The sequence below is a fragment of the Vibrio splendidus genome, assembly GCF_002873455.1.
In the GTDB taxonomy this organism is placed as follows: Bacteria; Pseudomonadota; Gammaproteobacteria; order Enterobacterales; family Vibrionaceae; genus Vibrio; species Vibrio splendidus_J.
In genome coordinates this window covers 109,612-134,650 of record NZ_MCUN01000054.1, presented here as the reverse complement: position 1 = coordinate 134,650, position 25,039 = coordinate 109,612, and the positions used below count along the sequence as shown (strand labels likewise).

Sequence of the window (25,039 nt, the reverse complement as noted above, 5' to 3'; positions counted from 1 at the left end):
CCGAATATGACTAAGGCTTCGCTTGCCAGCTGATTTTTTGCTGCTTAGCTAACACACCCGACAAGATACACAGCACGCCGCCTAAACCGGCATAACGCACAGCAGTTTGAGCTTGTTGCTCTACTTTTGGTTTCGCATGGTAGGCGATACCTAAACCTGCAGAACCCATCATCACCAAGTCATTAGCACCATCACCAACGGCAACAGTGTTATGCAGTTCCAATTCGTACTCTTCAGCCAACTCTACCAAGATATCCGCTTTAGTCTGCGCCGAAACAACATCGCCTAAGACTTCACCCGTCAATTTACCATTAATGATTTCAAGCGTATTTGACTGAGCGTGGTCAAGATCAAGCGTATCTTTAAGATAGTCAGAGAAGTAAGTAAAGCCACCTGAAGCAATTGCCGTCTTCCAACCAAGCTTATTCAGAGTATTCACTAACCCAACTAAGTCTGGCATGAATGGCAATGATTGACGCACTTGCTCCAAAATAGATTCATCCGCACCTTTCAGTGCTCCAACTCGTTGGCGTAGGCTCTGTTCAAAGTCGAGCTCACCTTGCATTGCTCGCTCTGTGATTTCAGAGACTAACTCCCCCACTCCAGCCAGCTTTGCAATCTCATCGATACATTCAATTTGAATCGCTGTGGAGTCCATATCCATTACAATCAAACCTGGCTTAGATAAGTCTGGAACCTCGCTAAGGCAAGCATAATCAAGCTTTAAGGCTTGTAGGATTTCTTCGTGTGCTGGCGTTAGATTGCCTGACATCAAAGCCACTTCATAATGCCCCACCTTCCACGTATCAAGAATTGTGTTGTAAGTGCCTGTGAAAAAGTCGATGTCATCGAATGATTGTGGTGATAGGTACTCACCGAATACAATCCAGTTGGCTTTAGCTTTAGCGAGTTGAGAAGCGAAACGAGTCTCGGGGAGTCGAGTTAATAATGTTGTATGCCTTTTAATCGGCAGATATTTCTGAGCGTCCATGTGTATGATTCCTAATTAACTATGCTAAACGTTAACCTATTGCAATTTGAAAACGCAAGTCTCAATATGTCTTAATCATAACATTTGTTTATTTCAGGCTTCGTGAAACATGAATGAATCATTGTTCTCAATACGCAACGCTTTACGAATGCTAGCCCTCATTTTGCTGGCTACGATGTTCGTTGTAACAATTAAAAATACAGTCGTGATCAGTAAAGGTAACGAGAAGATCCAAGCAAAGCAGCTAGAAACGCTGACTAAGTTGCTTATCTCTCAGGCATCACTTTCTGCCAGCAAAGCGATCACACAACAAGACCAAGAGCGACTACTTGATCTCGCCAACCAGCTGTCTCAGGAGCGCTTGGTATTCGATACCACGATATACGATGCAGAGGGGATTCGACTGGCTTCGAGCGAAAAAGCACTCTCCGTACGCGAGGTTCTTGGCTTAGATACGCCACTTTCAACAGCAAGTATCGGCAGACAGCAGTTAGTCGAACCTATTTATTCACCAGAGAAGACGATCATCGGCTTTATTCGAGTGACCTTCGAAACAGGTAAGATGACAGCAATTTCTGATCATCACTACCGAAAAAGTGATCGCTACATGATCGGTATGGTGTTGATGGGGTTTGTGAGTGGCGTGCTGTTCGTTATGCTAATTCGTAGAAGAAAGACGAAATCCGGCGAAAATTTACTGCTCAAAAATGCGAGCTCATAAATGGCCTCGATTCGGTAGAAAAGTCATTCTGTATAGCGAGTCGCTAGTAATATAAATAAATTCGATTGAGTTCTCGATTGAGTCCACAACGAAAAATTTGGTTTGCACTAGATACAATAATCCAATAAAAATTAATCCAATAAAAAGCCCCGAAGCTCAGGCAGCAACGGGGCTTTTTGTTATCTGTTAGTTCATCGAACTATAGAGAAGGACGATTAGTCTTGGTCACCAAGAAGCACAGAGTCGAGTGCAATAATCATCATGTCATTGAAAGTCGTTTGACGTTCATCGGATGTGGTTTGCTCACCGGTTTTGATGTGATCAGAAACAGTACAAATCGTCAGAGCTTTTGCGCCGTACTCAGCACACACACCGTAGATACCTGCCGCTTCCATCTCTACGCCGACGATGCCATATTTGTCCATAACTTCAAACATGTCAGGATCTGGCGTATAGAACAGCTCAGCAGAGAAAAGGTTGCCGACTTTGACGTCTACACCACGCGCTTTAGCTGCATCTTCTGCCGCACGCACCATTTTGTAATCTGCGATAGCTGCGAAGTCGTGACCTTTAAAGCGAATTCGATTCACTTTTGAGTCGGTACACGCACCCATGCCGATAACCACATCGCGCACTTTAATATCTTCGCTCACTGCACCACAACTACCGACACGAATGATCTTTTTCACACCAAAGTCTTTGATCAGTTCAGTCGCGTAAATAGAACAAGATGGGATGCCCATACCGTGTCCCATTACTGACACCTTACGACCCTTATAAGTACCGGTGTAACCAAACATATTACGAACATCACACACCTGAACCACTTCTTCTAAGAAGGTTTCAGCGATGTATTTAGCGCGTAGCGGATCGCCTGGCATTAGAACTACGTCAGCGAAATCACCCATTTCAGCATTAATATGTGGAGTAGCCATTGAAAATATCCTTAATCTCAAAACAAAAAAAGAAAAGAGAGGTTTCCCTCTCTCTTAGTTAACCATTATAGAAAGCTTGTACCGTATCCCATTGGCGATGTGCCAAAGTATGACGCTAAGCTTTGACCGATATCTGCGAATGTATCGCGACGACCTAGAGAGCCTGCTGGAACCTTGTTACCGTAAACAATCACAGGGATATGCTCACGAGTATGGTCTGAACCTGGCCATGTTGGATCACAACCGTGGTCTGCAGTTAGGATAAGCACATCATCTTCTTTCATCATATCGATGATTTCATTGATGCGACCATCGAAGTACTCGAGCGCAGCCGCGTAACCTGCAACATCACGACGGTGGCCGTATGCTGAGTCGAAATCAACGAAGTTAGTGAACACGATAGTGTTGTCGCCCGCTTCAGTGATCGCTTCTTTAGTAGCTTCAAATAGCGCAGGAATACCTGTTGCTTTCGTTTTCTGAGTAATACCACAACCTGCGTAGATATCAGAGATCTTACCGATTGAGTGAACGTTGCCGCCCTTCTCATCAACAAGCTTCTGCAGAATAGTTGCCGCTGGCGGCTCAACAGAAAGGTCTCGACGGTTACCAGTACGTTCGAATTGACCTTTACCTGCGCCAATAAACGGACGAGCGATAACACGACCAATGTTGTAGTCAGCTAGCTCTTCACGAGCAATCTGACAAAGGTCTAATAGGTTTTGTAGGCCGAATGTCTCTTCATGACATGCGATCTGGAAAACAGAGTCTGCAGAAGTGTAGAAGATTGGCAGGCCAGTCTTCATGTGTTCTTCACCTAGATTGTCTAGAATTTCTGTACCCGATGAGTGGCAGTTACCTAAGAAGTCAGATAAACCAGCACGCTCAAGGATGCGATCAGTCAGTTCTTTTGGAAAGCTGTTCTCTTTGTCGGTGAAGTAGCCCCAATCAAACAATACCGGTACACCTGCGATTTCCCAGTGACCTGATGGCGTGTCTTTACCAGAAGACAGCTCTGCAGCGTGACCGTAAGCGCCAATGATCTCAGCGTCTGCGTCCATACCAGGAGCAAAGCGACCTGTAGACTCTTTGTGAGCCATCGCTAAGCCAAGCTTAGACAGGTTTGGCAGCGTTAGTGGACCTTTACGATCCGCGTTGTCTGCAAGGCCTTGTTCACAATGGTCAGCAATGTGGCCCATTGTGTCTGAACCTACATCACCGAATGTCTCAGCATCCGCTGTTTCACCGATACCGAATGAATCTAAAACTAAAATAAATGCTCTTTTCATTTTCTTCACCAACTTATTGCTCTTTGCACCAGAACTCTGTTTATCGGTATACACGAGGTATACCGATATCTGTTATTTACACGTCTTCAGAACGAATCTGACGGTAAACATCTGGCGTTGCTGTATATTCTCCGCCCACAGTGATTGCATTTTGTAATGCCGTCGCAGCTTCTTGCCACTGTTGTTCATTGCGAGCATGAATCATTGCTAATGGTTTCTCATCACTTGCTACTTCGCCAAGGCGAATGAAGCTATCAAAACCGACTGCGTAATCAATGCTGTCTGTTGCTACACGGCGACCACCGCCCATACCAACGACAGCCATACCAATAGCACGCGTATCCATCGCTGATACTACACCGCTTTCGAGTGCGTACACTGGTTTAACAATGTCTGCTTTTTCTAGGTAGTTATCGTAGTTCGTTACGAAATCTGCTGGACCACCAAGGCCCGCTACCATCTTACCGAAGCACTCTGCTGCTTTACCGTTATCCAGTACTGCCATCAGTTTTTCACGCGCTTCATCTGAATCTTTTGCTAGGTTACCCAGCACCAACATTTCCGCACACGACGCCAGCGTGATTTCCAACAAACGTGGATTGCGGTATTCGCCAGTTAGGAATTGAACCGCTTCGCGTACTTCGACTGCGTTACCCGCTGAAGAAGCTAAAACTTGGTTCATGTCCGTTAGGATTGCTGTTGTTTTAGTGCCAGCACCGTTTGCTACTGCCACGATAGATTTCGCTAGTTCTTCAGAAGCTTCATACGTTGGCATGAATGCGCCTGAACCGACTTTTACGTCCATCACTAGAGAATCAAGGCCAGCGGCCAGTTTCTTAGATAGAATTGAAGCGGTGATCAGTGAGATGTTGTCTACTGTTGCTGTGATATCACGAGTTGCATAAACACGCTTGTCAGCCGGTGCTAGATCGCCCGTTTGGCCGATGATCGCTACGCCAGCGTCTTTGGTTACTTCACCAAACACATCGTTGGTTGGTGTAATGTTATAACCAGGGATAGATTCTAGTTTGTCTAGCGTACCGCCAGTGTGGCCTAAACCACGACCAGAAATCATTGGAACGAAACCGCCACATGCTGCCACCATAGGGCCAAGCATCAGAGAAGTTACGTCACCAACACCACCAGTAGAGTGCTTATCAACGATTGGGCCATCAAAGTTCATGTGGCTCCAATCAATCACCATGCCTGAATCACGCATTGCACATGTTAGTGCGATACGTTCTGGCATCGTCATTTCATTAAAAAAGATAGCCATTGCGAATGCAGCAATCTGGCCTTCAGAAACCGTGTTTTTAGCGACACCTTGGATGAAGAAGTTAATTTCTTCTGTGGTCAGTACTTCGTTATCACGTTTTCTGCGAATAATTTCTTGAGGTAGATACATTAGTGCCTCCCAAACTCTAGTGAGTATGGTTTGTAGGGAAAGAGGTAATATGGAGTGACTTAACGCCACTCCATCAAACAGACTTAATTGTTATATACCCGAATGGGTAAATTAGTATGCTGCTGGATCAGCAGTTTGGTCTGTTACTTCTAATGTATTAAGAAGGTTAGTCAGTAGGCTTGAAGCACCAAAACGGTAGTGCATGTTGTCTGCCCACTCAGCGCCTAGTAGCTCATCAGCCATTGCTAGGTAAGCTTGAGCATCTTCAGCTGTACGTACACCACCAGCTGGTTTGAAACCAACAGTTTTAGCCACGCCCATGTCACGAATAACTTCAAGCATCATGCGTGCGAACTCTGGAGTCGCGTTTACTGGCACTTTACCTGTTGAAGTTTTGATGAAGTCTGCACCCGCTTCGATACAGATCTGAGAAGCTTTCTTGATAAGTGCTTCTTCTTTTAGCTCACCTGTTTCGATGATCACTTTAAGCGTGATGTCACCACAAGCGGCTTTACATTGCTTAACTAGCTCAAAGCCAACTTCTTCGTTACCAGCAATAAGAGCACGGTATGGGAATACTACGTCAACTTCGTCTGCGCCGTACGCTACCGCTGCTTTCGTTTCAGCAACAGCAATTTCGATGTCGTCATTACCATGAGGGAAGTTAGTTACAGTCGCGATGCGTACTTCTGGAGTACCTTGCTCACGCAACGCCTTTTTAGCGGCTGGGATGAAGCGAGGGTAAATACAGATTGCAGCGGTGTTACCAACTGCAGTCTTTGCGTCATGACAAAGCGCCACTACTTTTTCAGTAGTATCGTCGTCATTTAGCGTCGTTAGGTCCATAAGTTTAAGTGCACGTAGAGCTGCTGCTTTTAAATCGCTCATTTCTATCTCCGATCAATATATTCAAATAGTTAACTACTTCGCCACCCACCCAGTATAGATGGATATTTTAGTAATGCTCAGTAGTCACAAATGAACGGACTTGGTTCCCTGAAGACTTGATAACTTTCGCTATCAATTGCAATCCTTGTCACCGCACAGTACCAGTTTGGTCTATGGCACAACAAATCAGTCATGTTGTGTCTAACATCTATAGTGTATTGCTAATATAGCGTATCGCTAAGTTTGGCTTAATCCCAGAAGAACAACCTTTAGATAAATCCAAGCAGTTACTTTCTTGCCAACAAGAGACATCCTATCCCTTAAGCTTATACATTATAGGTATCCATCAATAAATTGTAGTGCTCCTTAGAACGCAAACGGTTTGTATCTCAAAAAAACATTCTAGACCCATTTTCGACTTCAAGCATTCATTCATGCAAATGCTCAAAATCACTAGGCCTAAAAACAAAAAAGCCCCGCAGCAATTTCTTGCTACGGGGCGATATTATTATGGCGTCTATATATCGATTTCTAACTGATTAGAAAGACAGGAAGAAGCCAGCAATTGTTGCTGCCATCAGGTTAGATAGAGTACCAGCTACAACCGCTTTAACACCCATACGTGCGATGTCGTGACGACGGTTTGGAGCAATACCACCTAGACCACCTAGAAGAATCGCAATTGAAGAAAGGTTTGCGAAACCACATAGAGCGAACGAGATAATTGCTTGAGTCTTAACAGACATTACTTGACCAGTCGCTTCAACGATTTGAGCGTTGTCACCGATGTATGGTACGAAGTTTAGGTATGCAACGAATTCGTTAACAACTGTCTTCTGACCAATGAAAGAACCAGCAATAGTTGCTTCTTCCCATGGAACACCAATGATGAATGCTAACGGTGCGAAGATCCAACCTAGAAGAAGTTCTAGAGTTAGGTTTTCCATACCGAACCAACCACCGATGCCACCTAGGATACCGTTGATAAGAGCGATTAGACCGATGAATGCTAGTAGCATTGCACCAACGTTAAGTGCTAGTTGTAGACCAACTGACGCACCGCCAGCAGCTGCATCGATAACGTTAGCAGGCTTGTCGTCGCCACCGTCGATGTCTGAACCTAGGTTCTCGTCAACTTCATCAGTTTCAGGCTTGATGATTTTAGCGAATAGTAGACCACCAGGTGCTGCCATGAATGACGCTGCTACTAGGTACTCTAGAGGTACACCCATAGATGCGTAACCCGCTAGTACACCACCAGCAACAGATGCTAAACCACCACACATTACTGCGAATAGTTCAGAGTTAGTCATTTTAGGAACAAATGGACGAACTACTAGAGGTGCTTCCGTTTGACCAACGAAAATGTTTGCTGCTGCAGACATTGACTCGGCGCGAGAAGTACCTAGAGCTTTCTGAAGACCACCACCAAGAACCTTGATTACAACTTGCATCGCACCAATGTAGTAAAGTACAGAGATAAGAGCAGAGAAGAAGATTAGTGTTGGTAGAACTTGGAATGCAAAGATGAAACCGATACCGTCAACTGAGAAGTTAACAAGGCTACCAAATAGGAAGCCAGTACCATCTTTACCGTAGTCGATCACGTTTGCTACACCAGCAGAGAAACCTGCAAGTAGATCACGACCCCAAGGGATGTAAAGTACGAATGCACCAAGTGCGAATTGGATAGCGAAAGCGCCACCCACTGTTCTGATATTAATTGCTTTGCGGTTGTCGGATAGTAGTACTGCGATTGCAATCAGTGCAACCATTCCGACGAGGCTCATAAACAGGCTCATAGTTTATGACTTCCTTATTAGTTATTTATTGGCGTGTTACAAAATGGGGCTATAAAGCGGAGGCAATTATACTCATGCGACCACTAATAAAGTAATGCCGTCCTCACACTTTCGTACAAGATTCATGTACCATTCACACGCAAATGTGAACCAAATCACAAGCTCAGTGCAATTTACGCAAACGATAAACAAAAACCTTCGATTTTATTCACATATACCGAATGCACGATGGCTATTTTGCCAAATTTGCGCTGCAACCGATTGCTTTGGCTCTTTTCTAAGCAAAAATAGTTCATTTAAGATCGTAACTAAATGTTTGGAATGATTAACATTTCCTTGATTACCATACGTTGGCATATCCGGTGCATCCGTTTCTAATACCAGGCATTCAAGAGGCAGTTTTGCGATGGTTGTGCGTGTTTTTTGTGCTCTTGGGTAAGTAATCGTTCCACCGACACCAATATAGAAACCGAGCTTAATCCACGCCAAAGCTTGCTGTTCACTCCCCGAAAAACCGTGAATCACCCCACCCAAAGTGAACTTGTGCTGCTTTAATAGTTCAATGAGTCGGTTATAAGACTTCCTCTCATGGATAATCAAAGGCAGCTCAAATGCCTTCGCTAGCTCCATTTGTTGGATGAAAAAGCGCTCTTGCTTGTCCATATCCACATCAACAAAAAAGTCGAGACCACACTCTCCTATCGCAACGCATTGACTGTTTTTTGATGAGAGTAATTGGTGAAGCTCTGAGAATTGCTCATTATTGGCTTGCTCTAAAAAGTAAGGGTGAAAACCTAAGGCGTAGTAAACATTGGGGTAGAATTTGGCGATTTTATCGAGCTTCGACCAGTTACTTTGGCCAATAGAAGGAATAAGAATCTTCTCGACTTGAGCTTGCTTCGCTTCTTTAAGGTAGCCATCAATACTTTGATCAAGTGTAGCTCCCTGATCAATTACAATATTTTGCTCAAACGCTTCAAAATCCGCATGGCAATGAGTATCAAACAGCGGAAAGTCACTTATTTTCTGTGTCATCTTCCCTACTCTCTGTTTGATTTCCTTGAGGATCACGACGATAAGCAACACAGCTGCGCTTGTTCTCAGGCGTTAAACCAAGCTCTTCACACCACTTATCGTATTTCTTAACCCAAGCTTTAACCCAACCCAACATACTCATACTCATGCTCATGCTCATGCTCAAACCTCAGCCTTTAACCTCAAATAACACGTATTAAAAAACGCCTATTGCAGAACAATAGACGTTTTTGTTTAACTCGAATAGATCGCGGAGAAATTAGTGCTCGCGCGTCGCTCGGAACTGAACGTCAGGGAAGCGTTCAGAAGCTAGGTTCAAGTTCACCATCGTAGGTGCGATGTAAGACAGGTTATCACCACCATCTAACGCTAGGTTAGATTGATTCTTACGTTTGAACTCTTCTAGTTTCTTAGCGTCATCACACTCAACCCAGCGAGCGGTTGCAACGTTAACGCCTTCGTAGATAGCTTCTACGTTGTATTCCGCTTTCAAACGCGCTACAACCACGTCAAACTGAAGTACACCAACCGCACCAACGATCAGGTCGTTGTTCTGCATAGGACGGAATACTTGTACTGCGCCCTCTTCAGAAAGCTGAACCAAACCTTTTAGAAGTTGCTTCTGCTTTAGTGGATCGCGTAGACGAATACGACGGAATAGTTCAGGCGCGAAGTTTGGAATACCCGCGAACTTCAAGTTTTCGCCTTGAGTAAAGGTATCACCAATCTGGATTGTGCCATGGTTATGCAAGCCAATGATGTCACCAGCATACGCTTTTTCAGCTCGCGCACGGTCGCCCGCCATGAAAGTTACCGCATCCGAAATACTTACGTTCTTACCAGTACGAACATGATTCATCTTCATACCTTGGTTGTAAGTACCCGAAACGATACGCATGAATGCGATACGGTCTCGGTGTTTTGGATCCATATTTGCTTGGATCTTAAAGACGAAGCCAGAGAACTTCTCTTCTGTCGCTTCAACATCACGCTCGTTAGCTTGACGAGTTTGAGGGCCCGGAGCCCACTTAGTCAAACCATCTAGCATGTGGTCAACACCAAAGTTACCTAATGCTGTACCGAAATAAACAGGCGTTAGTTCACCAGCAAGGAACAAATCGAGATCAAACTCAGGACATGCACCAATAACCAATTCAAGCTCTTCACGAACACTGCTCGCCAGATCTTCGCCAACAGCTTCGTCTAGTTCAGGGTTATCTAGACCTTTAATGATACGAACTTCTTGGATCTCATGGCCGTGGCCAGATTCGTACAAGATCGTTTCATCACGATGAATGTGATAAACACCTTTAAACTCTTTACCACAACCGATTGGCCATGAGATTGGAGCACAAGCCATACCTAGCTCGCTTTCTACTTCATCAAGCACTTCCATTGGGTCACGAACGTCACGGTCAAGTTTGTTCATAAACGTTACGATTGGAGTATCACGTAGACGCGTTACTTCCATCAGTTTACGAGTACGATCCTCGACACCTTTCGCAGCATCGATAACCATCAAACAAGAGTCAACCGCTGTTAGTGTACGGTACGTATCTTCCGAGAAATCTTCGTGTCCTGGAGTATCGAGTAGGTTTACTAGGCAATCATTGTATGGGAATTGCATTACCGACGTGGTTACCGAAATACCACGTTCTTTTTCCATCTCCATCCAGTCAGATTTAGCGTGCTGGTTAGAGCCACGACCTTTTACGGTACCCGCTTTTTGAATTGCGTTTCCGAATAAAAGAACTTTTTCAGTAATCGTGGTTTTACCCGCATCCGGGTGAGAGATAATTGCAAACGTTCTACGTTTGCTCACTTCTTGTTGGAAAGACATAGTCGCCCTTTGCTGATCTAAAGCGTAAAAAGGGCAAGTAGATAATACTTGCCCTTGAATTCTGTGTGCGGATTATACAGAAAGCGAGTCACTTTCTAAAGGGTCAGTTTACACCCTATTTTGTGGCTAATTCTGTGGTTAGTTATTTAGGGTTAGCTAAAAGACGTAGATTGTTAGCTAAACGACATAAAAAGATAGCTCATAATGATCGCATCTTCGTTGCCTTGCTTGGTTGGGTAATAGTTACGGCGGCGATCGACTTCATTAAAGCCAGCCTTCTCGTAAAGATTAAACGCATTCACATTACTTTCGCGAACTTCCAGCCAAGCACTTTCCGCGTCAGCTTGTTCACACATATCGAGAAAGTGTTCAACCAAAGCCTTACCGTAGCCTTTACCTTGTTGCTTGGGGTCAACCGCTATCGTCAGCAAAGTAACCTCACCGACAATGTTTTGAGCATAGAAATAGCCGACAACCTCTCCATCCACCTCTAAAACACGGTGGCTGCCTCCGCGACTATTAAGATCACGGATCATGTTTTCAGACCAAGGGTGAGAATGCGCGGTCTGCTCAATCTGCCAAATTGCGTCTAGGTGTTGTTCTGAAGTCGGTAAAAGTTGATTAGTCATAAGCACAAATTTGTTGCCATAAGTCGCGGCGATGTTGGTTATTACCGTTAATGTCAGACAGTAATGGAGATTGAAGTGTTTTTACCTTCAGTTCATGTGCAGATTCGCAACCAGCAAACCATACCCATTCAACCGAACCTAAATCCACAGCAGACAAGTGTTGTGGTTGAAGGTGTAAAGCCTGAGATAAGTCGAGTTTGATACTTTTAAGTACGCGTTCAAACATCACGGCGAGATCTTCCTGAGGTTTTTCAGGCGAAACCAGTAGCAACTTGCAGTCGCTCGATAGTGGAATCAATTCAGATTCGTAGCCAACCAAACGCTCTGGGTGACTAAGCTCCCATTGGCTGATGCCCATCTCTTGCAGGTATTGTGCGTTTGTTTGTGACATATCTAGCGGTGTAACCTTAGGTTTGTTGGTATTGCTCTTCTTAGAGCGAACTGAAAGGAGCTCATTGAGGCTGATACTAACAAAAAATAAAGGAGCATCAAGCTCCTTTATTTAGACTAAATCAGTTTGTATCGGATTACGTGGTAAATCAGCTTATAAGTCGTTGAACTCTGGGCTGTAAGCAATCTCACCAGAATGCCCAGCAAACACACCCTCTACCAACTCAATCGCTTGGAAAGCACCTTCAGGTACATCCCAAACACAACTCAGGCCAAACTCGCTCGCAGCCTTAAAACCAAAGCGGCCGTAGTAAGCAGGATCACCAAGCACAACACAGGCTGGGTAACCGAAATCTACCAATGTAGAAAATGCGTCTTCAACCAGTGATTTGGCAATACCTTGATTGCGGTACTCTTCTTTCACCGCGAGAGGCGCAAGTCCCTGCCAGTTATGATCGTCACCATGGAGAGTAATAGGGCTAAACATCAGGTGGCCAACCACCTCGCCCTCATCAGAACAAGCCACCAGCGATAGCGTTAAATGGCTATTCTCACGCAAGCTCATAACCAAATTAGCTTCTGCATCTGTTTCAAAAACAGATTTCAATAAACGATCAATGACAAGTATATCTGCCGGTGCTTCAGTTCGAATAAGCATTCATTACCTCACTTTGTGTATCTGGGGATTGTACTCCCTTCTGCACAAAATCAGCTAATTGATTTAACAAAGTTTTCATAGGAGTCGGCAATACGTCTAAATCTACGCTATCCATCAAGTTTTTGACTTCTAAACCAAGCTCTGTATCGCCCTCAATAGACAGTCTACGTTGAAAGAAAAGCGTATCTGGGTCTTCTTTACGCCCGGCAATCAGCACAAGATCGTTAAGGTTTCCGCTAAAGCTTACATCTTCAACAACCTCGTTATCAGCTACAACTAGTTGCTCATTTTGATAGCTAATACACCAACTTAACCCCATATCTTTTATTGAGACTTTAAGCCACTTGTCTTCTAAGAATTCAAAGTCACCGTCCTCTAAAGCTTCCTTAAAGACATTCTTAAGCGCCTCCAATAAGGCTCTTTTTTGTACTATTTTAGGCAATAACTGGACTGGAGATCGCAAAATTGATGCGGCATTTTGAACTAGTTGAGTGCGAATCTTGTTTATCACGTGACTTATCCGTAACTTTGTCAATAATATGGAATGCATCATAGATGATGTTGAAATCTCAGTTACTGTTATGTATCAAATTAACTTCGGTTTGATACTCGACCTTTAATATCCTGAAAATCACAGTTATAGTTACTCAGGTCATGAGAATTACAGCGGATCGCTGCACTCACAGGTAAATATCGATAGCCACACAGAAAGTAATAAATATTTATCGATAGTGAATATTCAAGCTCTTGGAGAATTGGTAGTACTTTGATGCCTCCCCAGCAACTACAACATTGGTTTACCCAGCTAACAGCAAACAGTCCGTTCTTTTTTGCGGTACTTGATGCCCAACATAACTATTTTATGGTTAATGAGCGTTACTGCGATATTGCTGGTTTGAGTAAAACCGAGCTTGCTGGCATGAATGATCGCCAAACATTAGGTGAGCAATTCTACCAACACCTTAAGCCTTACTATGAGCGTGCATTCAATGGCGAAACGATTGAGGCCGAAGTCACTCTCAACGAAACTGACCTCGATACCAGCCTTAATTTCAGCCTATCTCCGCTGACGAATGGCAACAAAACCGACTACATTGTCTTTCATGCCTTCGACACATCAGAAAACCAAGTACTTGCCCGTTCTTTAGAAGAATCCGAAGCGAAATTCCACAAGCTATCTCACCTACTCCCTGACGGATTACTGTTAGTTGAAAGTGACTACATCTTGTCATCAAACCCAGCAGCAGCACGCTTGCTCGGCTTTAACTCCACCACCGAGTTAATTGGCGAAGAGTTGGGACGATTGTTCATCGATGAACAAAGCAAAACAGTCTTCAATAATAACCTCAGTTCTATTATTTCTGAGTCTGGTTTGGTTTGCTTAACGGGCGCCCGATGCGGCTTTGAACGTAAAGTTCAACTCAACATCGACTCCACCACAGTTCTTGGAAGTAAGACTCAGCTTGTGCTTATTCAAGACGCACAAGAGACCACAAAGCAGTATACGCCTACAAACAGTGAAGATGCCTACATCGATGCACTGACCAAGCTCTACAACCGAGTTGGGTTTACCAAACGTCTTGAGCAGTTCATTCAAAACGATACGCCGGTTGTTATGCTCTACTTAGATATTGATAACTTTAAGAATATCAATGATTCACTAGGTCATCACATTGGTGATAAAGTGATTAAAGAGGTCGCTTCACGCCTAAAACGTTTACTGCCTCGTCAGGCCGTTATTGGTCATTTAGGCGGTGATGAATTTGGTATTATTCTGCCAGAACCAGAGCATCAACGAACACCTGAAATGCTCGCTGAAAAGATCATTTCCCTGATCAATCAACCCTTCGATCTTCACCACTTTAGTAAACGCTTAGCCTGTTCTATTGGCAGCGTGAGCTTTCCTCAAGATGGTACCGATGCTCGTATCTTGCTACAAAACGCAGACACTGCGATGTATGAAGCCAAAGATCGTGGACGTAACCGCCTGATCAAGTTCAACGAACAGATGAACAAAGAAGCGCGTATGCGATTGTGGTTGGAGATAGAACTGCAAAAAGCACTGCAACAGAATGGACTTGAGGTTTGGTATCAACCTAAGGTCAACGCGCGTGATTTCACCATCAACGGCGCTGAAGCTTTGGTACGTTGGAAGCACCCTGTAGAAGGCTATATCAGCCCTGCGGCATTCATCCCTGTAGCAGAACGTGCCGGCCTTATCGAGCAGCTTGGCCGAGTGGTAATGCGTGAAGTATTTGCCACGGTTAAGCGATGGAAGATGCAAGGTATCCTGCCAGGTAGAGTGGCTATCAACTTGTCTCCTGAGCAGTTTGGTAACCCGAAACTGATTGATTACGTTGAAAAGTTACTTCGCTCAACAGAGCTTGATCCTAGTGCTATTACGTTTGAGCTGACAGAAAGCGCGGTGATGAGTGATAGTGAACACACACTTCAAATGCTTAACGCTATAAAGAAACTCGGCTTTGCTTTATCTATCGATGATTTCGGTACGGGCTATTCTTCTCTGTCTTATTTGGCTCGCTTCCCAATTGATGAACTCAAAATAGACCGAGCTTTTATCTCTGATATCGATACGCTACCAAAGCAAATCACTGTGATTGAAAACATCATCAACCTGGGTAAATCTCTCGATTTAACTGTAGTGGCAGAAGGCGTCGAAACCAGTGAACAAGCGACCCTGCTTTCTAACCTCAACTGCAGTTCAATTCAAGGCTTCCACTTCTATCGCCCACAACCGAAACAAGACGTCGAAGAGCTGTTTGCCCAAAATCGTCGCCATAAGAACTAGTACACGATTCAAATATCACCCTGTCAAAAGCCACACCAAAGTACAAAAGCCTTACTAGTCGTACCCCAAACGGAGTAAAAGCAGATTTATCCATCTAAACCTGCCTTACATCAATTCCGTCATTCATAATTCTTCATAAAATACTCGCTTCAATTTCATTCTACTGGTAGTGAGCAAATGGAACTCTTATGCCCAGCGGGTAACTTACCTGCTTTGAAAACCGCTATTGATTGTGGTGCGGATGCTGTCTATATCGGATTCAAAGACGATACCAATGCCCGACACTTTGCCGGCCTTAACTTTGCGGGTAAAAAGCTCGATCGTGCTGTGCAATATGTGCATGACCGCAACAAGAAAATTCACGTTGCCTTAAATACTTTTGCTCACCCAAATGGCTTCGAACGCTGGACAAATGCCGTAGACAACGCCGCAGCACTGGGTGTTGATGCGCTGATCATTGCTGATATCGCAGTGCTTGAGTACGCAGCAAACAAATATCCAGAACTAGAGTTACATCTATCGGTTCAAGCTTCTGCGACCAATGCGGCTGCAATCGACTTCTACCACAAGAACTTCAATGTAAAGCGTGTGGTACTACCGCGTGTATTGTCGATTCATCAGGTCAAACAGCTTTCTCGTAATATCACTTCTGACGTTGACCTTGAAGTATTCGCTTTTGGTAGCTTGTGTATCATGGCAGAAGGTCGTTGCTACCTTTCTTCGTACATGACCGGCGAATCACCAAATACCGTTGGTGCTTGTTCTCCAGCAAAATACGTTCGCTGGCAAGAAACAGAAACAGGTCTAGAGTCACGCTTGAATGAGATTCTTATCGACAAGTACGTAGCCGGCGAAAACGCGGGCTACCCAACGCTATGTAAAGGCCGCTTTGAAGCCGAGATCGATGGTGAGCGTAAACGCTATCACGCACTTGAAGAGCCGACCAGCCTCAACACACTGTCTATGCTGCCTGAGCTATTTGCTGCCAACGTTGCCTCAGTGAAAATTGAAGGTCGCCAACGTAGCCCTGCTTATGTCGAGCAAGTGACTCGTACTTGGCGCGCAGCTATCGACCGCTACTTAGCGAACCCAGAACAATACCAAGTGGAACAAGCTTGGAATGCGACACTGGCGAATGTATCTGAAGGTACACAAACCACGCTTGGCGCTTATCACCGTAAATGGCAATAGAGCCAAATGGAGAACTCAATGAAATACGCATTAGGCCCTCTTCTTTATTTTTGGCCAAAACAAGACGTTGAAAGCTTCTATGAGCAAGCGAAATCAAGCTCTGCTGATATCATCTACCTAGGTGAAGCCGTGTGTTCAAAGCGTCGTGAGATGAAAGCAAAACACTGGATGGATATTGCCAAAGAGCTGTCTGCTTCAGGTAAGCAAGTCGTACTTTCCACCATGGCATTGCTAGAAGCACCAAGCGAAGTCAACATCATGAAGAAGTACATTGATAACGGTGACTTTGCGATTGAAGCCAACGACGTGTCTGCGATTCAATTAGCAAGCGAAAGCAAAGTGCCTTTTGTGGTTGGCCCGGCGGTTAACACCTACAACGCACATACTCTGAACCTGTTCTTGAAACAAGGTATGACACGTTGGTGTATGCCAGTTGAGCTTTCTCGCGAATGGCTAAGCAACGTAATGACACAGTGCGAAGAGCTTAATATCCGTAATAAGTTCGAAGTAGAAGTATTTAGCCACGGCTACCTACCGCTTGCTTATTCAGCACGATGCTTTACCGCTCGCGCAGAAAACAAAGCCAAAGACGATTGCGAAACCTGCTGCATCAAATACCCTACCGGCCTACAAGTCGATAGCCAAGAAGGCCAGTCTGTCTTTAACCTTAACGGTATTCAAACTCAATCAGGTTACTGCTATAACCTAGTCAATGATCTACCGAGTATGCATGACTTGGTTGATGTGGTTCGTTTAAGCCCATTGGGCATCGATACCTTCTCTGAAATCAATAACTTCAGAGCGAACGAACAAGGTGAAAATCCAAAGACCATTGAAAGCCGCCAATGCAACGGTTATTGGCATCAGCTTGCGGGTTTAGACGTTAAGAACATCTAGTTCCTTAAATTGGAAGAATCAGCAACAGATACAGAAAAGGTCTAGCATTCGCTAGACCTTTTTAATTCAGCTCAAAAACAGCGACCTATGCTGTCGCTGTTTCTAGCGGCGCATCGTCGAGCTTCTTTACGTCTTTATAGAGCATAATCATAACTACGACGCTGAGCGCGATGTTAGACAGTGGGTAGGCAATCCAAATCCCCGGCACACCGTACAATTTAGGCATGATGTACAAGAAGGGTAATTGGATAAGCATATTGCCTATCGTCACAAACATCGCTTTGCTGCCTTTGTTCACTGCCTGATAGTAAGCACCCGCTACCACTAAGAAGCCATCAAGCGCCAGTGCAAACATGTGCAATCGGATACCCAACACTGTGTACTCGACTAACTGTGGTTCATCCGAACTAAACACAGAAACGAACTCACGTGGGAATGCGTTCAGCAGCAATACAAACGCGACACCGATCAATACCGAACTCACCATCGCAATCTTAAGTAGCTTACGAATGTTTGCTTGATTACGCGCACCATGGTTGTAGCTCACTAATGGCTGCATGCCGTTGGCGATCCCTTCTGCCGTGAGGTAATAAACCGTCACTATGTAGCCCAAAATAGCGTATGCACCAATCATCAGCTGGTCGCCATATTGAGAGAACAAGGCATTGTGCAGTGCCACCATCATCGAACCGTAAGCGTACATAAAGAAGCTCGAGGTACCAATGGCGAAGATTTCAGGAATCACCGATAACTTTAGTCTCAGTTCATTCCAACGTAAGCATAAGTTTGCTCGACGTGAGAAAAAGTAAGCCAACCCCAAACCTGTTACCACAAACTGAGCCATTGCGGTTGCCAATGCAGCCCCCTTCAACTCCCAACCAAACTGCGCGATAAATAGGTAATCCAATACAATATTAATCACCGCACCGACAATCATCAGGATGGTGGCCAAGTTAGGACTGTCATCATTACGCAGTAAAAACGGCATCGCGATAGAGCCTAAAGTGAAGACACTAGCACCAATCAGAATATGTAAGTATTGCAGGCCAAGTTCATACACTCGCCCTTCAGCACCCTGCCAAAGCAAGAAGTTATCAGCAAACAGAAACAACAATCCAGAAACGATGGGCGTTATCGCCAACAACAATGTTAGACCGGTTGCTAAGATCTGCTTAGCGCCTTTGGTGTCTTTTTCGCCTTGGCGAATCGAGACAAGCGCACCCGTCCCCACTCCCACAAGCATACCAATACCGAGGATCGACCCAATAACAGGCCACGCGACGTTAATGCCCGCAAGCCCATCGGCCCCTACATAACGGCCAATGAAAATACCATCCACCACTTGGTAAAGGCCATTAACTAACATGGCCGCTACGGTAGGAATTGTGTATCGCCAGAATTGACGACTAATTGAGTTACTCATTTCTTACTCTACTTTCTTCAGTGAGTCGCATATCAATGGGATATGACTCGTAAAACTAGTTAACAAGGCTAACTAAATATCTAAATTATTTACTTCAAAGCTTTGTTTAACAATAGGTTAAGCTGGTGAGATTCTTGCTCAGACAAACGGCTTTCCAGTATCTGTGCCATGACCTGATAGATTTTACTTTCTTCTTCCAAACCGACTTCAGCCTTTTGGGTCAAAATCACCAGCTTAGATCTCGCATCTTCAAGAGACGCCTTGCGCTCAACTAGACCTTTTCTTTCTAGCCTTTGAACCATAGTCGTCGCAGAAGGTTTTGTCACCTGCATCTCAATAGCAAGGTCTGTTAGCCGAATAGGCTCTAACGATGCTTGAATGACCTTCAAATAATCGTACTCATTGAAGCTCAGCTGGCAGATAGGATCTTCATTAACTTGAGTTCGCCATATCTTAGAAGCAAAGCGTTCAATTTTTTCTAGATTTTGGTCCAGCATAGATTTCCAACCACAGAATTGACATTTAGTTAGCAAGGCTAACTATTTTAGTGTTGTTTAAATAAAAAGCAATCAGAAACGAGACCTCCGTTTATAAAAAAGAAGCATAAAAAAGGCCATAAAAAAACCGCTGACAGGCAGCGGTTTCTTAAGTTTATAATATGTCGTTTACTTAGCTTTGGCTTCTTCTTCAGCTTCTGCCAGTTTAGCGGCTGCTAATTTAGACTGTGCCAGATGTTCGGCTTTAAGCGTGCTAAAGATGCGACTTAACTCTAAGAAAGAGTAACGGTGTTCTACGTATTCATACACGTTAAAAGAAACCGCTAACTTGTACAAAGAGATCGCATTCGCGTAATCACCATTCATGTGGTGGCGCTTAGCAAGGTAGAAATACGTTTCCGTCAGACGTTGAGCTAGGAGCGTATTGTCACGAGTCCCCGTTAGAATAGCTTTGAATGCCTGCTCTTCGGTAATATCGTCAAGCATGATCGCAACTAATACCCAGCCCCACTGTTCGTCACGGCTCTCGTAACGCTTTTGAAGATCAAGCTTTGCTTGTTCTGGCGTGAGTTCATGCTGAATGATGTAAAGCCACAGAGCGCGAAACGGATCGCTAGGATCATCGGCGTAGTGCTTCATCATCTCTTCGTTAGCTAAGTCATAGCGCTCACCATAGTAGAGAGCGATAGAGCGATTCCTTTCTGCATATGAGTTTGCAGGATCAAGCTCTAACGTAGAATCAAAAGATTCATAAGCGGCATCAAACTCCCCTACTTGCGTAAAGTAAACACCCAAAAGGTTGAAGATATCAGGTTGAGCGGGGTTCAATGAAAGAGACTGATTGAAATCAAGACGTGCTAAATCACGCAGGCCAACGCTGTCGTAGTAGTTACCACGCTCGAACAACATTTTAGCTCGAACTTCATCGTTCAAGTCTGGGCGCTGTAATAACTGACTAAGACGCGCTATTTGCACTTCTTGCTGGACACTTGGTTGAAGCGGCACAGCCATTGGTGGATAAACCCAACGTGAGGTGTTATCTGATGTTGTCGCACAACCAGTTAGTACAAGCAGTAAACACATACTCGCGGTTTGAAACCATTTCACAAATAATTACTCCTGTTATGACCGCAATAAAAAAGGGGAGCGATATGCTCCCCTTTATAACATGCTTTTTTACCAATGGGTTAGAAATCACTAAAAAGCGATAGTCCCATTAATAGGCTAAGAATTACTCAGCAGCAGGTGCTTCGCCTTCAGCTGGCGTTTCAACAGCTTCTTTCATGCTTAGACGTACACGGCCTTGACGGTCAATTTCAAGAACCTTAACAGGAACTTCTTGACCTTCAGTTAGGTAGTCAGACACTTTCTCAACACGCTTGTCAGCGATTTGAGAGATGTGTACTAGACCATCTTTACCAGGAAGGATAGTAACGAATGCACCGAAGTCAGCTAGACGAGCAACTTTACCTTGGTAAATGCGGCCAACTTCAACTTCAGCAGTGATCTCTTCGATACGACGGATAGCTTCTTGAGCAGCTGCGCCTTCAGTAGCAGCAATCTTGATTGTGCCATCGTCTTCGATTTCGATTGTAGTACCTGTTTCTTCACAAAGAGCACGGATAACTGCGCCGCCTTTACCGATAACATCTTTGATCTTATCAGAGCTGATTTTCATTGTGTGGATACGTGGAGCGAATTCAGAGATGTCTTCACGAGCACCAGAGATAGCTTCATCCATTACAGAAAGAATGTGCTTACGTGCACCTTGCGCTTGGTTAAGAGCAATTTGCATGATCTCTTTAGTGATGCCTTCGATCTTGATGTCCATTTGAAGTGCAGTGATACCAGCGTTAGTACCTGCTACTTTAAAGTCCATGTCACCTAGGTGATCTTCGTCGCCAAGGATGTCAGAAAGAACAACGAAATCGTCGCCTTCTTTAACAAGACCCATTGCGATACCCGCAACAGAAGCTTTGATTGGAACACCAGCATCCATAAGTGCTAGAGATGTACCACATACAGAAGCCATTGAAGAAGAACCGTTAGATTCAGTGATTTCCGATACAACACGAACTGTATATGGGAATTCATCAACAGAAGGCATTACTGCTTGGATACCACGTTTAGCAAGCTTACCGTGACCAATTTCACGACGCTTAGGAGAACCAACGAAACCAGTCTCACCTACACAGTATGGAGGGAAGTTGTAGTGTAGAAGGAAGTTGTCTTTCTTCTCACCCATTAGGCTGTCGATGATTTGTGCATCACGTTGTGTACCAAGTGTTGCAGTAACAAGAGCTTGAGTTTCACCACGAGTGAATAGAGAAGAACCGTGTGTACGTGGAAGAACACCAGTACGTACGTCTAGCGCACGAACCATGTCTTTTTCACGGCCATCGATACGTGGGTTGCCAGCAATGATGCGGCTACGTACTACGTTTTTCTCTAGAGAACCAAGCATGCCGCGGATTTCGCGCTCATCTAAGTTTTCGTCTTGAGCTAGAAGAGCAGCAACCGCTTCAGTTTTGATTGCGCCAACTTGCTCGTAACGAGCCATTTTCTCAGTGATCTGGTACGCGTCAGATAGACGAGTTTCAGCCAATTCAGCAACACGAGCTTTAAGCTCAGTGTTAACTACTGGTGCTTCCCAGTTCCAAGATGGAGTTGCAACTTCAGCTGCAAATTCGTTGATCGCTTTGATTACAACTTGTTGCTGGTCGTGACCGTAAACAACAGCTGAAAGCATTTCTTCTTCAGATAGGTTATCTGCTTCAGATTCAACCATAAGTACTGCGCCTTCTGTACCAGACACAACTAGGTCTAGTTTAGAATTTTCAAGCTCAGTATTTGATGGGTTAAGAACAAGTTCGCCGTCGATGTGACCAACACGTGCAGCACCGATAGGACCATTGAATGGTGCACCAGAGATAGCAAGTGCAGCAGACGTTGCGATCATAGTGATCATGTCTGGGTTTACGTCAGGGTTGATAGAAACAACCGTAGCGATAACTTGAACTTCGTTTTTAAACGCACTTGGGAAAAGTGGGCGAATTGGACGGTCAATCAGACGAGCTGTTAGCGTTTCGCCTTCAGAAGGACGACCTTCACGCTTGAAGAAACCACCAGGGATTTTACCCGCAGCGTATGTACGCTCTTGGTAGTTAACTGTTAGAGGGAAGAAATCTTGACCCGCAACAGCTTCTTTTTTAGCAACAACAGAAACGAATACTGATGTATCGTCCATAGTCGCCATTACAGCAGCAGTAGCTTGACGTGCCATTACGCCCGTTTCTAGAGTTACGGTGTGGTTACCGTACTGGAACGATTTTACAACTGGTTTTTCAAACATTGTATATCCTTAGCTCTAAAGTCATGACTTTAGATTAAGTGAAGATTGACTCAAGATATTACCAATCGCGACTAGTGAAAAGAGACTCGGGAATGATGCTTCTTTGTATGAGTTCATACGCCGAATTAAGACCAAATCCGCCTTTGAATAGTCGCGACCTATTGGCCGACATCTGTGACTGTAACGTCTTGAGAGGTTGATTGCCCAGCGTTGAAAACGCATAGGCGGGCGTAGTATAAACTATTTTTATTAGGAGAGATATTTCCTATCAGAAAAAGCCAAATGATATTCTGTGCAACCGGCCAAACATTTTCTTATAGACACAAAAAAAGGAGCATAAATGCTCCTTTTCTTCAAACTGTCTTTGCAGACATCGCTATTAGCGACGTAGGCCTAGACGCTTGATTAGGTCTTGGTAACGAGTAAGGTTTTTGCCTTTCAAGTAATCAAGAAGCTTACGACGGCTAGAAACCATACGTAATAGACCACGACGGCTGTGGTGATCGTGTTTGTGCGCTTTGAAGTGACCTTGTAGGTGGTTGATAGAAGCAGTAAGTAGTGCTACTTGTACTTCTGGTGAACCTGTGTCGCCTTCAGATTGTGCGTATTCTGCAACGATTGCTGCTTTAGTTTCTGCATTCAGAGACATAAATCTCTCCTGATAAGAGTAAGTTTATATTTGTAGCAGCCAATCTCTGATTCAGCCGCTACGCGAGCCGAGGATTATAGGGAAGTTTATGAGCTGGTGCAATAACAATCGAACCGATGAAAAACGAAAAAAGCGAACCATTAAAATTAAGGGCTCGCTTTCTATATCAATTATTCGTACTTAAGGAAGAACGACTAATATTCTGACTCGATTTAAACGCTACGCTTGTGGCTCTTCATCTCTGAAAACCACCAAGCGCTTAGGTGCAACTCGACCATCTTCAGCAATCTGAGCAACGCCAACAAACAGCTTATCTTCGCCACTTGTCATACGAACCGTGCCTTCAGTTGGTGCACCAGAAACCTGAACTGGCATACCGTGCTGAACAAGATCAGTCAGTTCCGCGTTCAAATTAACTTCTGGTAAGTCTTCTACGGCAGTGTCCATTGGCATCAGCAATGGATCAAGCAACTCTTTAGGTGCAATTTCTTGCGCTTGTGCTTGCTCTAGAATTTCGTTCAACTGTTCTAAGGTAACCATGCGTTCATACGGGTACTTTGCAACACCAGTACGACGAAGCATTGTCACGTGAGCACCACAACCTAGCATTTCACCAAGATCGTCGGTAATTGTGCGGATGTAAGTACCTTTAGAACAATGCACTTCCATCTCAACTTCATCACCTTCAAAGCGAAGTAGCTCAATAGAATACACAGTGATCTTACGAGACTCACGAGGCACCTCGATACCTGCTCGTGCGTATTCATACAAAGGTTTACCTTGATACTTCAATGCTGAGAACATTGATGGAATCTGGTCAGTTTCGCCTTTGAAGCTTGCAATGCAGCGTTCAAGTTGCTCTTGAGTCACGTTGATTTCACGTGTTTCAACCACTTCACCATCAGAGTCTGAGGTGTTGGTACGCTCACCAAGCTTAGCGATAACTACGTAGCGCTTATCAGAATCTAGAAGAAACTGAGAGAACTTCGTTGCTTCACCAAGACAAATTGGCAGCATGCCAGTCGCAAGAGGATCCAGAGCACCGGTGTGCCCTGCCTTCTCTGCAAAGTAAATACGCTTTACTTTTTGCAGTGCATCATTAGATGAAATGCCTGTTGGCTTATCTAACAGAATTACCCCGTTTATAGGGCGACCTTTACGACGGCGAGCCATTACTCTTCATCCTTAGACTGAGTTTCGTCAGTGCGGCCAGATTCTTCTTGCTTACGCTTGTCATCGTTCAGTACTTCACTTACTAGGTTAGACATACGCATGCCTTCTACCAATGTGTTGTCGTAAGTAAAACGAACTTCAGGTGTTAGACGGTGGCGAATACGCTTACCAAGAGCCATACGAACTGGCACTTCATGCTCTTTAAGAGCAGCAAGGCATGATTCAGGAGTTTGCTCACCGATACATAGGAAAGTCACGAAAACTTTTGCGTAAGCAAGGTCACGAGACACTTCTACATCTGAAATAGTTACCATACCAATACGTGAGTCACGAACTTCACGCTGGAGGATAAGTGCGAGCTCTTTTTGAAGCTGCTGAGACACACGTTGTGTGCGGCTAAATTCTTTTGACATTTTCTTTTCTCACTTAGAAAGATGGGGGGCTTGGTAATTACCAGCCCCCCATGGT

At 44.5% G+C, this 25,039-nt stretch carries 24 protein-coding genes; 4 read left to right on the top strand and 20 right to left on the bottom strand.

The annotated features are described in order from the left end of the window. Positions 1-10: 10 nt before the first annotated feature. A complete protein-coding gene (serB, locus tag BCU75_RS22725; RefSeq protein ID WP_102465094.1) occupies positions 11-991 on the bottom strand; it encodes a phosphoserine phosphatase in 981 nt (326 codons plus the stop codon). Between the two features lie 109 nt (positions 992-1,100). Here serB and BCU75_RS22720 point away from each other — a divergent pair, with 109 nt between their 5' ends. Further along, positions 1,101-1,712 carry a YtjB family periplasmic protein gene (locus BCU75_RS22720; protein WP_076678196.1) on the top strand — a complete coding sequence of 204 codons (612 nt, stop codon included), beginning with the start codon at positions 1,101-1,103 and terminating at the stop codon, positions 1,710-1,712. 215 nt (positions 1,713-1,927) lie between these two features. Here the strand turns inward: BCU75_RS22720 and deoD are convergent, their stop codons facing one another. The 12 genes from deoD to ubiT form a co-directional block, all read right to left on the bottom strand. Continuing rightward, positions 1,928-2,647, bottom strand: coding sequence for a purine-nucleoside phosphorylase (gene deoD, locus BCU75_RS22715; RefSeq protein ID WP_102475168.1), 720 nt, complete (start codon positions 2,645-2,647; stop codon positions 1,928-1,930). Between the two features lie 65 nt (positions 2,648-2,712). After that, complete coding sequence (locus BCU75_RS22710; protein ID WP_102475167.1) at positions 2,713-3,933, bottom strand: phosphopentomutase; 1,221 nt, start codon at positions 3,931-3,933, stop codon at positions 2,713-2,715. Between the two features lie 76 nt (positions 3,934-4,009). Continuing rightward, positions 4,010-5,338 (bottom strand): thymidine phosphorylase, encoded by a 1,329-nt coding sequence (gene deoA / locus BCU75_RS22705; protein ID WP_102475166.1) that lies wholly within the window; start codon positions 5,336-5,338, stop codon positions 4,010-4,012. Between the two features lie 111 nt (positions 5,339-5,449). Further along, positions 5,450-6,226 (bottom strand): deoxyribose-phosphate aldolase, encoded by a 777-nt coding sequence (deoC, locus tag BCU75_RS22700; RefSeq protein WP_004734477.1) that lies wholly within the window; start codon positions 6,224-6,226, stop codon positions 5,450-5,452. Positions 6,227-6,765: 539 nt separating this feature from the next. Beyond that, on the bottom strand, positions 6,766-8,028 hold the full coding sequence (locus tag BCU75_RS22695; protein WP_004734478.1) for a NupC/NupG family nucleoside CNT transporter: 1,263 nt from the start codon (positions 8,026-8,028) through the stop codon (positions 6,766-6,768). A 204-nt stretch (positions 8,029-8,232) separates the two neighbouring features. Continuing rightward, positions 8,233-9,063: a TatD family hydrolase gene (locus BCU75_RS22690; protein ID WP_102475165.1), complete on the bottom strand. Its 831-nt coding sequence runs from the start codon at positions 9,061-9,063 to the stop codon at positions 8,233-8,235. After that, positions 9,044-9,199 (bottom strand): DUF5363 family protein, encoded by a 156-nt coding sequence (locus tag BCU75_RS24295; RefSeq protein WP_157933924.1) that lies wholly within the window; start codon positions 9,197-9,199, stop codon positions 9,044-9,046. The genes BCU75_RS22690 and BCU75_RS24295 overlap by 20 nt, the downstream gene beginning before the upstream one ends. 123 nt (positions 9,200-9,322) lie before the next feature. Continuing rightward, entirely contained in the window at positions 9,323-10,903 is a 1,581-nt protein-coding gene (gene prfC, locus BCU75_RS22685) for a peptide chain release factor 3 (RefSeq protein WP_076678200.1), read from the bottom strand. A gap of 173 nt (positions 10,904-11,076) precedes the next feature. Beyond that, entirely contained in the window at positions 11,077-11,532 is a 456-nt protein-coding gene (gene rimI, locus BCU75_RS22680) for a ribosomal protein S18-alanine N-acetyltransferase (protein WP_029222296.1), read from the bottom strand. Next, positions 11,525-11,923, bottom strand: a complete 399-nt coding sequence (locus BCU75_RS22675; protein ID WP_102475164.1) for a DNA polymerase III subunit psi — start codon at positions 11,921-11,923, stop codon at positions 11,525-11,527. Before BCU75_RS22675 ends, rimI begins: the two co-directional genes overlap by 8 nt. Positions 11,924-12,076: 153 nt before the next feature. Beyond that, positions 12,077-12,580, bottom strand: coding sequence for a GNAT family N-acetyltransferase (locus BCU75_RS22670; protein WP_004734484.1), 504 nt, complete (start codon positions 12,578-12,580; stop codon positions 12,077-12,079). Beyond that, positions 12,564-13,091, bottom strand: a complete 528-nt coding sequence (gene ubiT, locus BCU75_RS22665) for a ubiquinone anaerobic biosynthesis accessory factor UbiT (protein WP_415244985.1) — start codon at positions 13,089-13,091, stop codon at positions 12,564-12,566. Before ubiT ends, BCU75_RS22670 begins: the two co-directional genes overlap by 17 nt. Before the next feature lie 258 nt (positions 13,092-13,349). Between ubiT and BCU75_RS22660 the strand changes: the two genes are divergently transcribed. The 3 genes from BCU75_RS22660 (at position 13,350) to BCU75_RS22650 (ending at position 17,477) form a co-directional block, all read left to right on the top strand. Beyond that, positions 13,350-15,389, top strand: coding sequence for a sensor domain-containing protein (locus BCU75_RS22660; protein WP_102475162.1), 2,040 nt, complete (start codon positions 13,350-13,352; stop codon positions 15,387-15,389). 177 nt (positions 15,390-15,566) lie between these two features. Then, entirely contained in the window at positions 15,567-16,580 is a 1,014-nt protein-coding gene (gene ubiU, locus BCU75_RS22655; RefSeq protein WP_004734487.1) for a ubiquinone anaerobic biosynthesis protein UbiU, read from the top strand. A gap of 18 nt (positions 16,581-16,598) precedes the next feature. Next, positions 16,599-17,477: a U32 family peptidase gene (locus BCU75_RS22650; RefSeq protein ID WP_198593446.1), complete on the top strand. Its 879-nt coding sequence runs from the start codon at positions 16,599-16,601 to the stop codon at positions 17,475-17,477. 85 nt (positions 17,478-17,562) lie between these two features. Here BCU75_RS22650 and BCU75_RS22645 read toward each other — a convergent pair whose 3' ends face one another. The 7 genes from BCU75_RS22645 to rbfA all read right to left on the bottom strand — a co-directional run bounded on the left by BCU75_RS22645 (position 17,563) and on the right by rbfA (position 24,984). After that, positions 17,563-18,900, bottom strand: coding sequence for an MATE family efflux transporter (locus BCU75_RS22645; protein WP_102475160.1), 1,338 nt, complete (start codon positions 18,898-18,900; stop codon positions 17,563-17,565). Between the two features lie 89 nt (positions 18,901-18,989). Further along, positions 18,990-19,397 (bottom strand): MarR family winged helix-turn-helix transcriptional regulator, encoded by a 408-nt coding sequence (locus tag BCU75_RS22640; RefSeq protein ID WP_004734490.1) that lies wholly within the window; start codon positions 19,395-19,397, stop codon positions 18,990-18,992. Between the two features lie 168 nt (positions 19,398-19,565). Continuing rightward, a complete protein-coding gene (gene nlpI, locus BCU75_RS22635) occupies positions 19,566-20,504 on the bottom strand; it encodes a lipoprotein NlpI (RefSeq protein WP_016767301.1) in 939 nt (312 codons plus the stop codon). Positions 20,505-20,628: 124 nt separating this feature from the next. After that, complete coding sequence (pnp, locus tag BCU75_RS22630; RefSeq protein ID WP_076678206.1) at positions 20,629-22,749, bottom strand: polyribonucleotide nucleotidyltransferase; 2,121 nt, start codon at positions 22,747-22,749, stop codon at positions 20,629-20,631. 379 nt (positions 22,750-23,128) lie between these two features. Beyond that, positions 23,129-23,398 (bottom strand): 30S ribosomal protein S15, encoded by a 270-nt coding sequence (gene rpsO / locus BCU75_RS22625; protein WP_004734493.1) that lies wholly within the window; start codon positions 23,396-23,398, stop codon positions 23,129-23,131. 219 nt (positions 23,399-23,617) lie between these two features. Next, positions 23,618-24,571, bottom strand: a complete 954-nt coding sequence (gene truB / locus BCU75_RS22620) for a tRNA pseudouridine(55) synthase TruB (protein ID WP_076678207.1) — start codon at positions 24,569-24,571, stop codon at positions 23,618-23,620. Continuing rightward, positions 24,571-24,984, bottom strand: a complete 414-nt coding sequence (gene rbfA, locus BCU75_RS22615) for a 30S ribosome-binding factor RbfA (RefSeq protein ID WP_004734495.1) — start codon at positions 24,982-24,984, stop codon at positions 24,571-24,573. The genes truB and rbfA overlap by 1 nt, the downstream gene beginning before the upstream one ends. Between the last annotated feature and the right edge of the window lie 55 nt (positions 24,985-25,039).

Excerpts from the sequence above, each read along its gene's own strand:
- serB (WP_102465094.1), bottom strand. The coding sequence starts at position 991 with ATGGACGCTCAGAAATATCTGCCGATTAAAAGGCATACAACATTATTA.
- BCU75_RS22720 (WP_076678196.1), top strand. The coding sequence starts at position 1,101 with ATGAATGAATCATTGTTCTCAATACGCAACGCTTTACGAATGCTAGCC.
- deoD (WP_102475168.1), bottom strand. The coding sequence starts at position 2,647 with ATGGCTACTCCACATATTAATGCTGAAATGGGTGATTTCGCTGACGTA.
- BCU75_RS22710 (WP_102475167.1), bottom strand. The coding sequence starts at position 3,933 with ATGAAAAGAGCATTTATTTTAGTTTTAGATTCATTCGGTATCGGTGAA.
- deoA (WP_102475166.1), bottom strand. The coding sequence starts at position 5,338 with ATGTATCTACCTCAAGAAATTATTCGCAGAAAACGTGATAACGAAGTA.
- deoC (WP_004734477.1), bottom strand. The coding sequence starts at position 6,226 with ATGAGCGATTTAAAAGCAGCAGCTCTACGTGCACTTAAACTTATGGAC.
- BCU75_RS22695 (WP_004734478.1), bottom strand. The coding sequence starts at position 8,028 with ATGAGCCTGTTTATGAGCCTCGTCGGAATGGTTGCACTGATTGCAATC.
- BCU75_RS22690 (WP_102475165.1), bottom strand. The coding sequence starts at position 9,063 with ATGACACAGAAAATAAGTGACTTTCCGCTGTTTGATACTCATTGCCAT.
- BCU75_RS24295 (WP_157933924.1), bottom strand. The coding sequence starts at position 9,199 with ATGTTGGGTTGGGTTAAAGCTTGGGTTAAGAAATACGATAAGTGGTGT.
- prfC (WP_076678200.1), bottom strand. The coding sequence starts at position 10,903 with ATGTCTTTCCAACAAGAAGTGAGCAAACGTAGAACGTTTGCAATTATC.
- rimI (WP_029222296.1), bottom strand. The coding sequence starts at position 11,532 with ATGACTAATCAACTTTTACCGACTTCAGAACAACACCTAGACGCAATT.
- BCU75_RS22675 (WP_102475164.1), bottom strand. The coding sequence starts at position 11,923 with ATGTCACAAACAAACGCACAATACCTGCAAGAGATGGGCATCAGCCAA.
- BCU75_RS22670 (WP_004734484.1), bottom strand. The coding sequence starts at position 12,580 with ATGCTTATTCGAACTGAAGCACCGGCAGATATACTTGTCATTGATCGT.
- BCU75_RS22660 (WP_102475162.1), top strand. The coding sequence starts at position 13,350 with ATGCCTCCCCAGCAACTACAACATTGGTTTACCCAGCTAACAGCAAAC.
- ubiU (WP_004734487.1), top strand. The coding sequence starts at position 15,567 with ATGGAACTCTTATGCCCAGCGGGTAACTTACCTGCTTTGAAAACCGCT.
- BCU75_RS22650 (WP_198593446.1), top strand. The coding sequence starts at position 16,599 with ATGAAATACGCATTAGGCCCTCTTCTTTATTTTTGGCCAAAACAAGAC.
- BCU75_RS22645 (WP_102475160.1), bottom strand. The coding sequence starts at position 18,900 with ATGAGTAACTCAATTAGTCGTCAATTCTGGCGATACACAATTCCTACC.
- BCU75_RS22640 (WP_004734490.1), bottom strand. The coding sequence starts at position 19,397 with ATGCTGGACCAAAATCTAGAAAAAATTGAACGCTTTGCTTCTAAGATA.
- pnp (WP_076678206.1), bottom strand. The coding sequence starts at position 22,749 with ATGTTTGAAAAACCAGTTGTAAAATCGTTCCAGTACGGTAACCACACC.
- rpsO (WP_004734493.1), bottom strand. The coding sequence starts at position 23,398 with ATGTCTCTGAATGCAGAAACTAAAGCAGCAATCGTTGCAGAATACGCA.
- truB (WP_076678207.1), bottom strand. The coding sequence starts at position 24,571 with ATGGCTCGCCGTCGTAAAGGTCGCCCTATAAACGGGGTAATTCTGTTA.
- rbfA (WP_004734495.1), bottom strand. The coding sequence starts at position 24,984 with ATGTCAAAAGAATTTAGCCGCACACAACGTGTGTCTCAGCAGCTTCAA.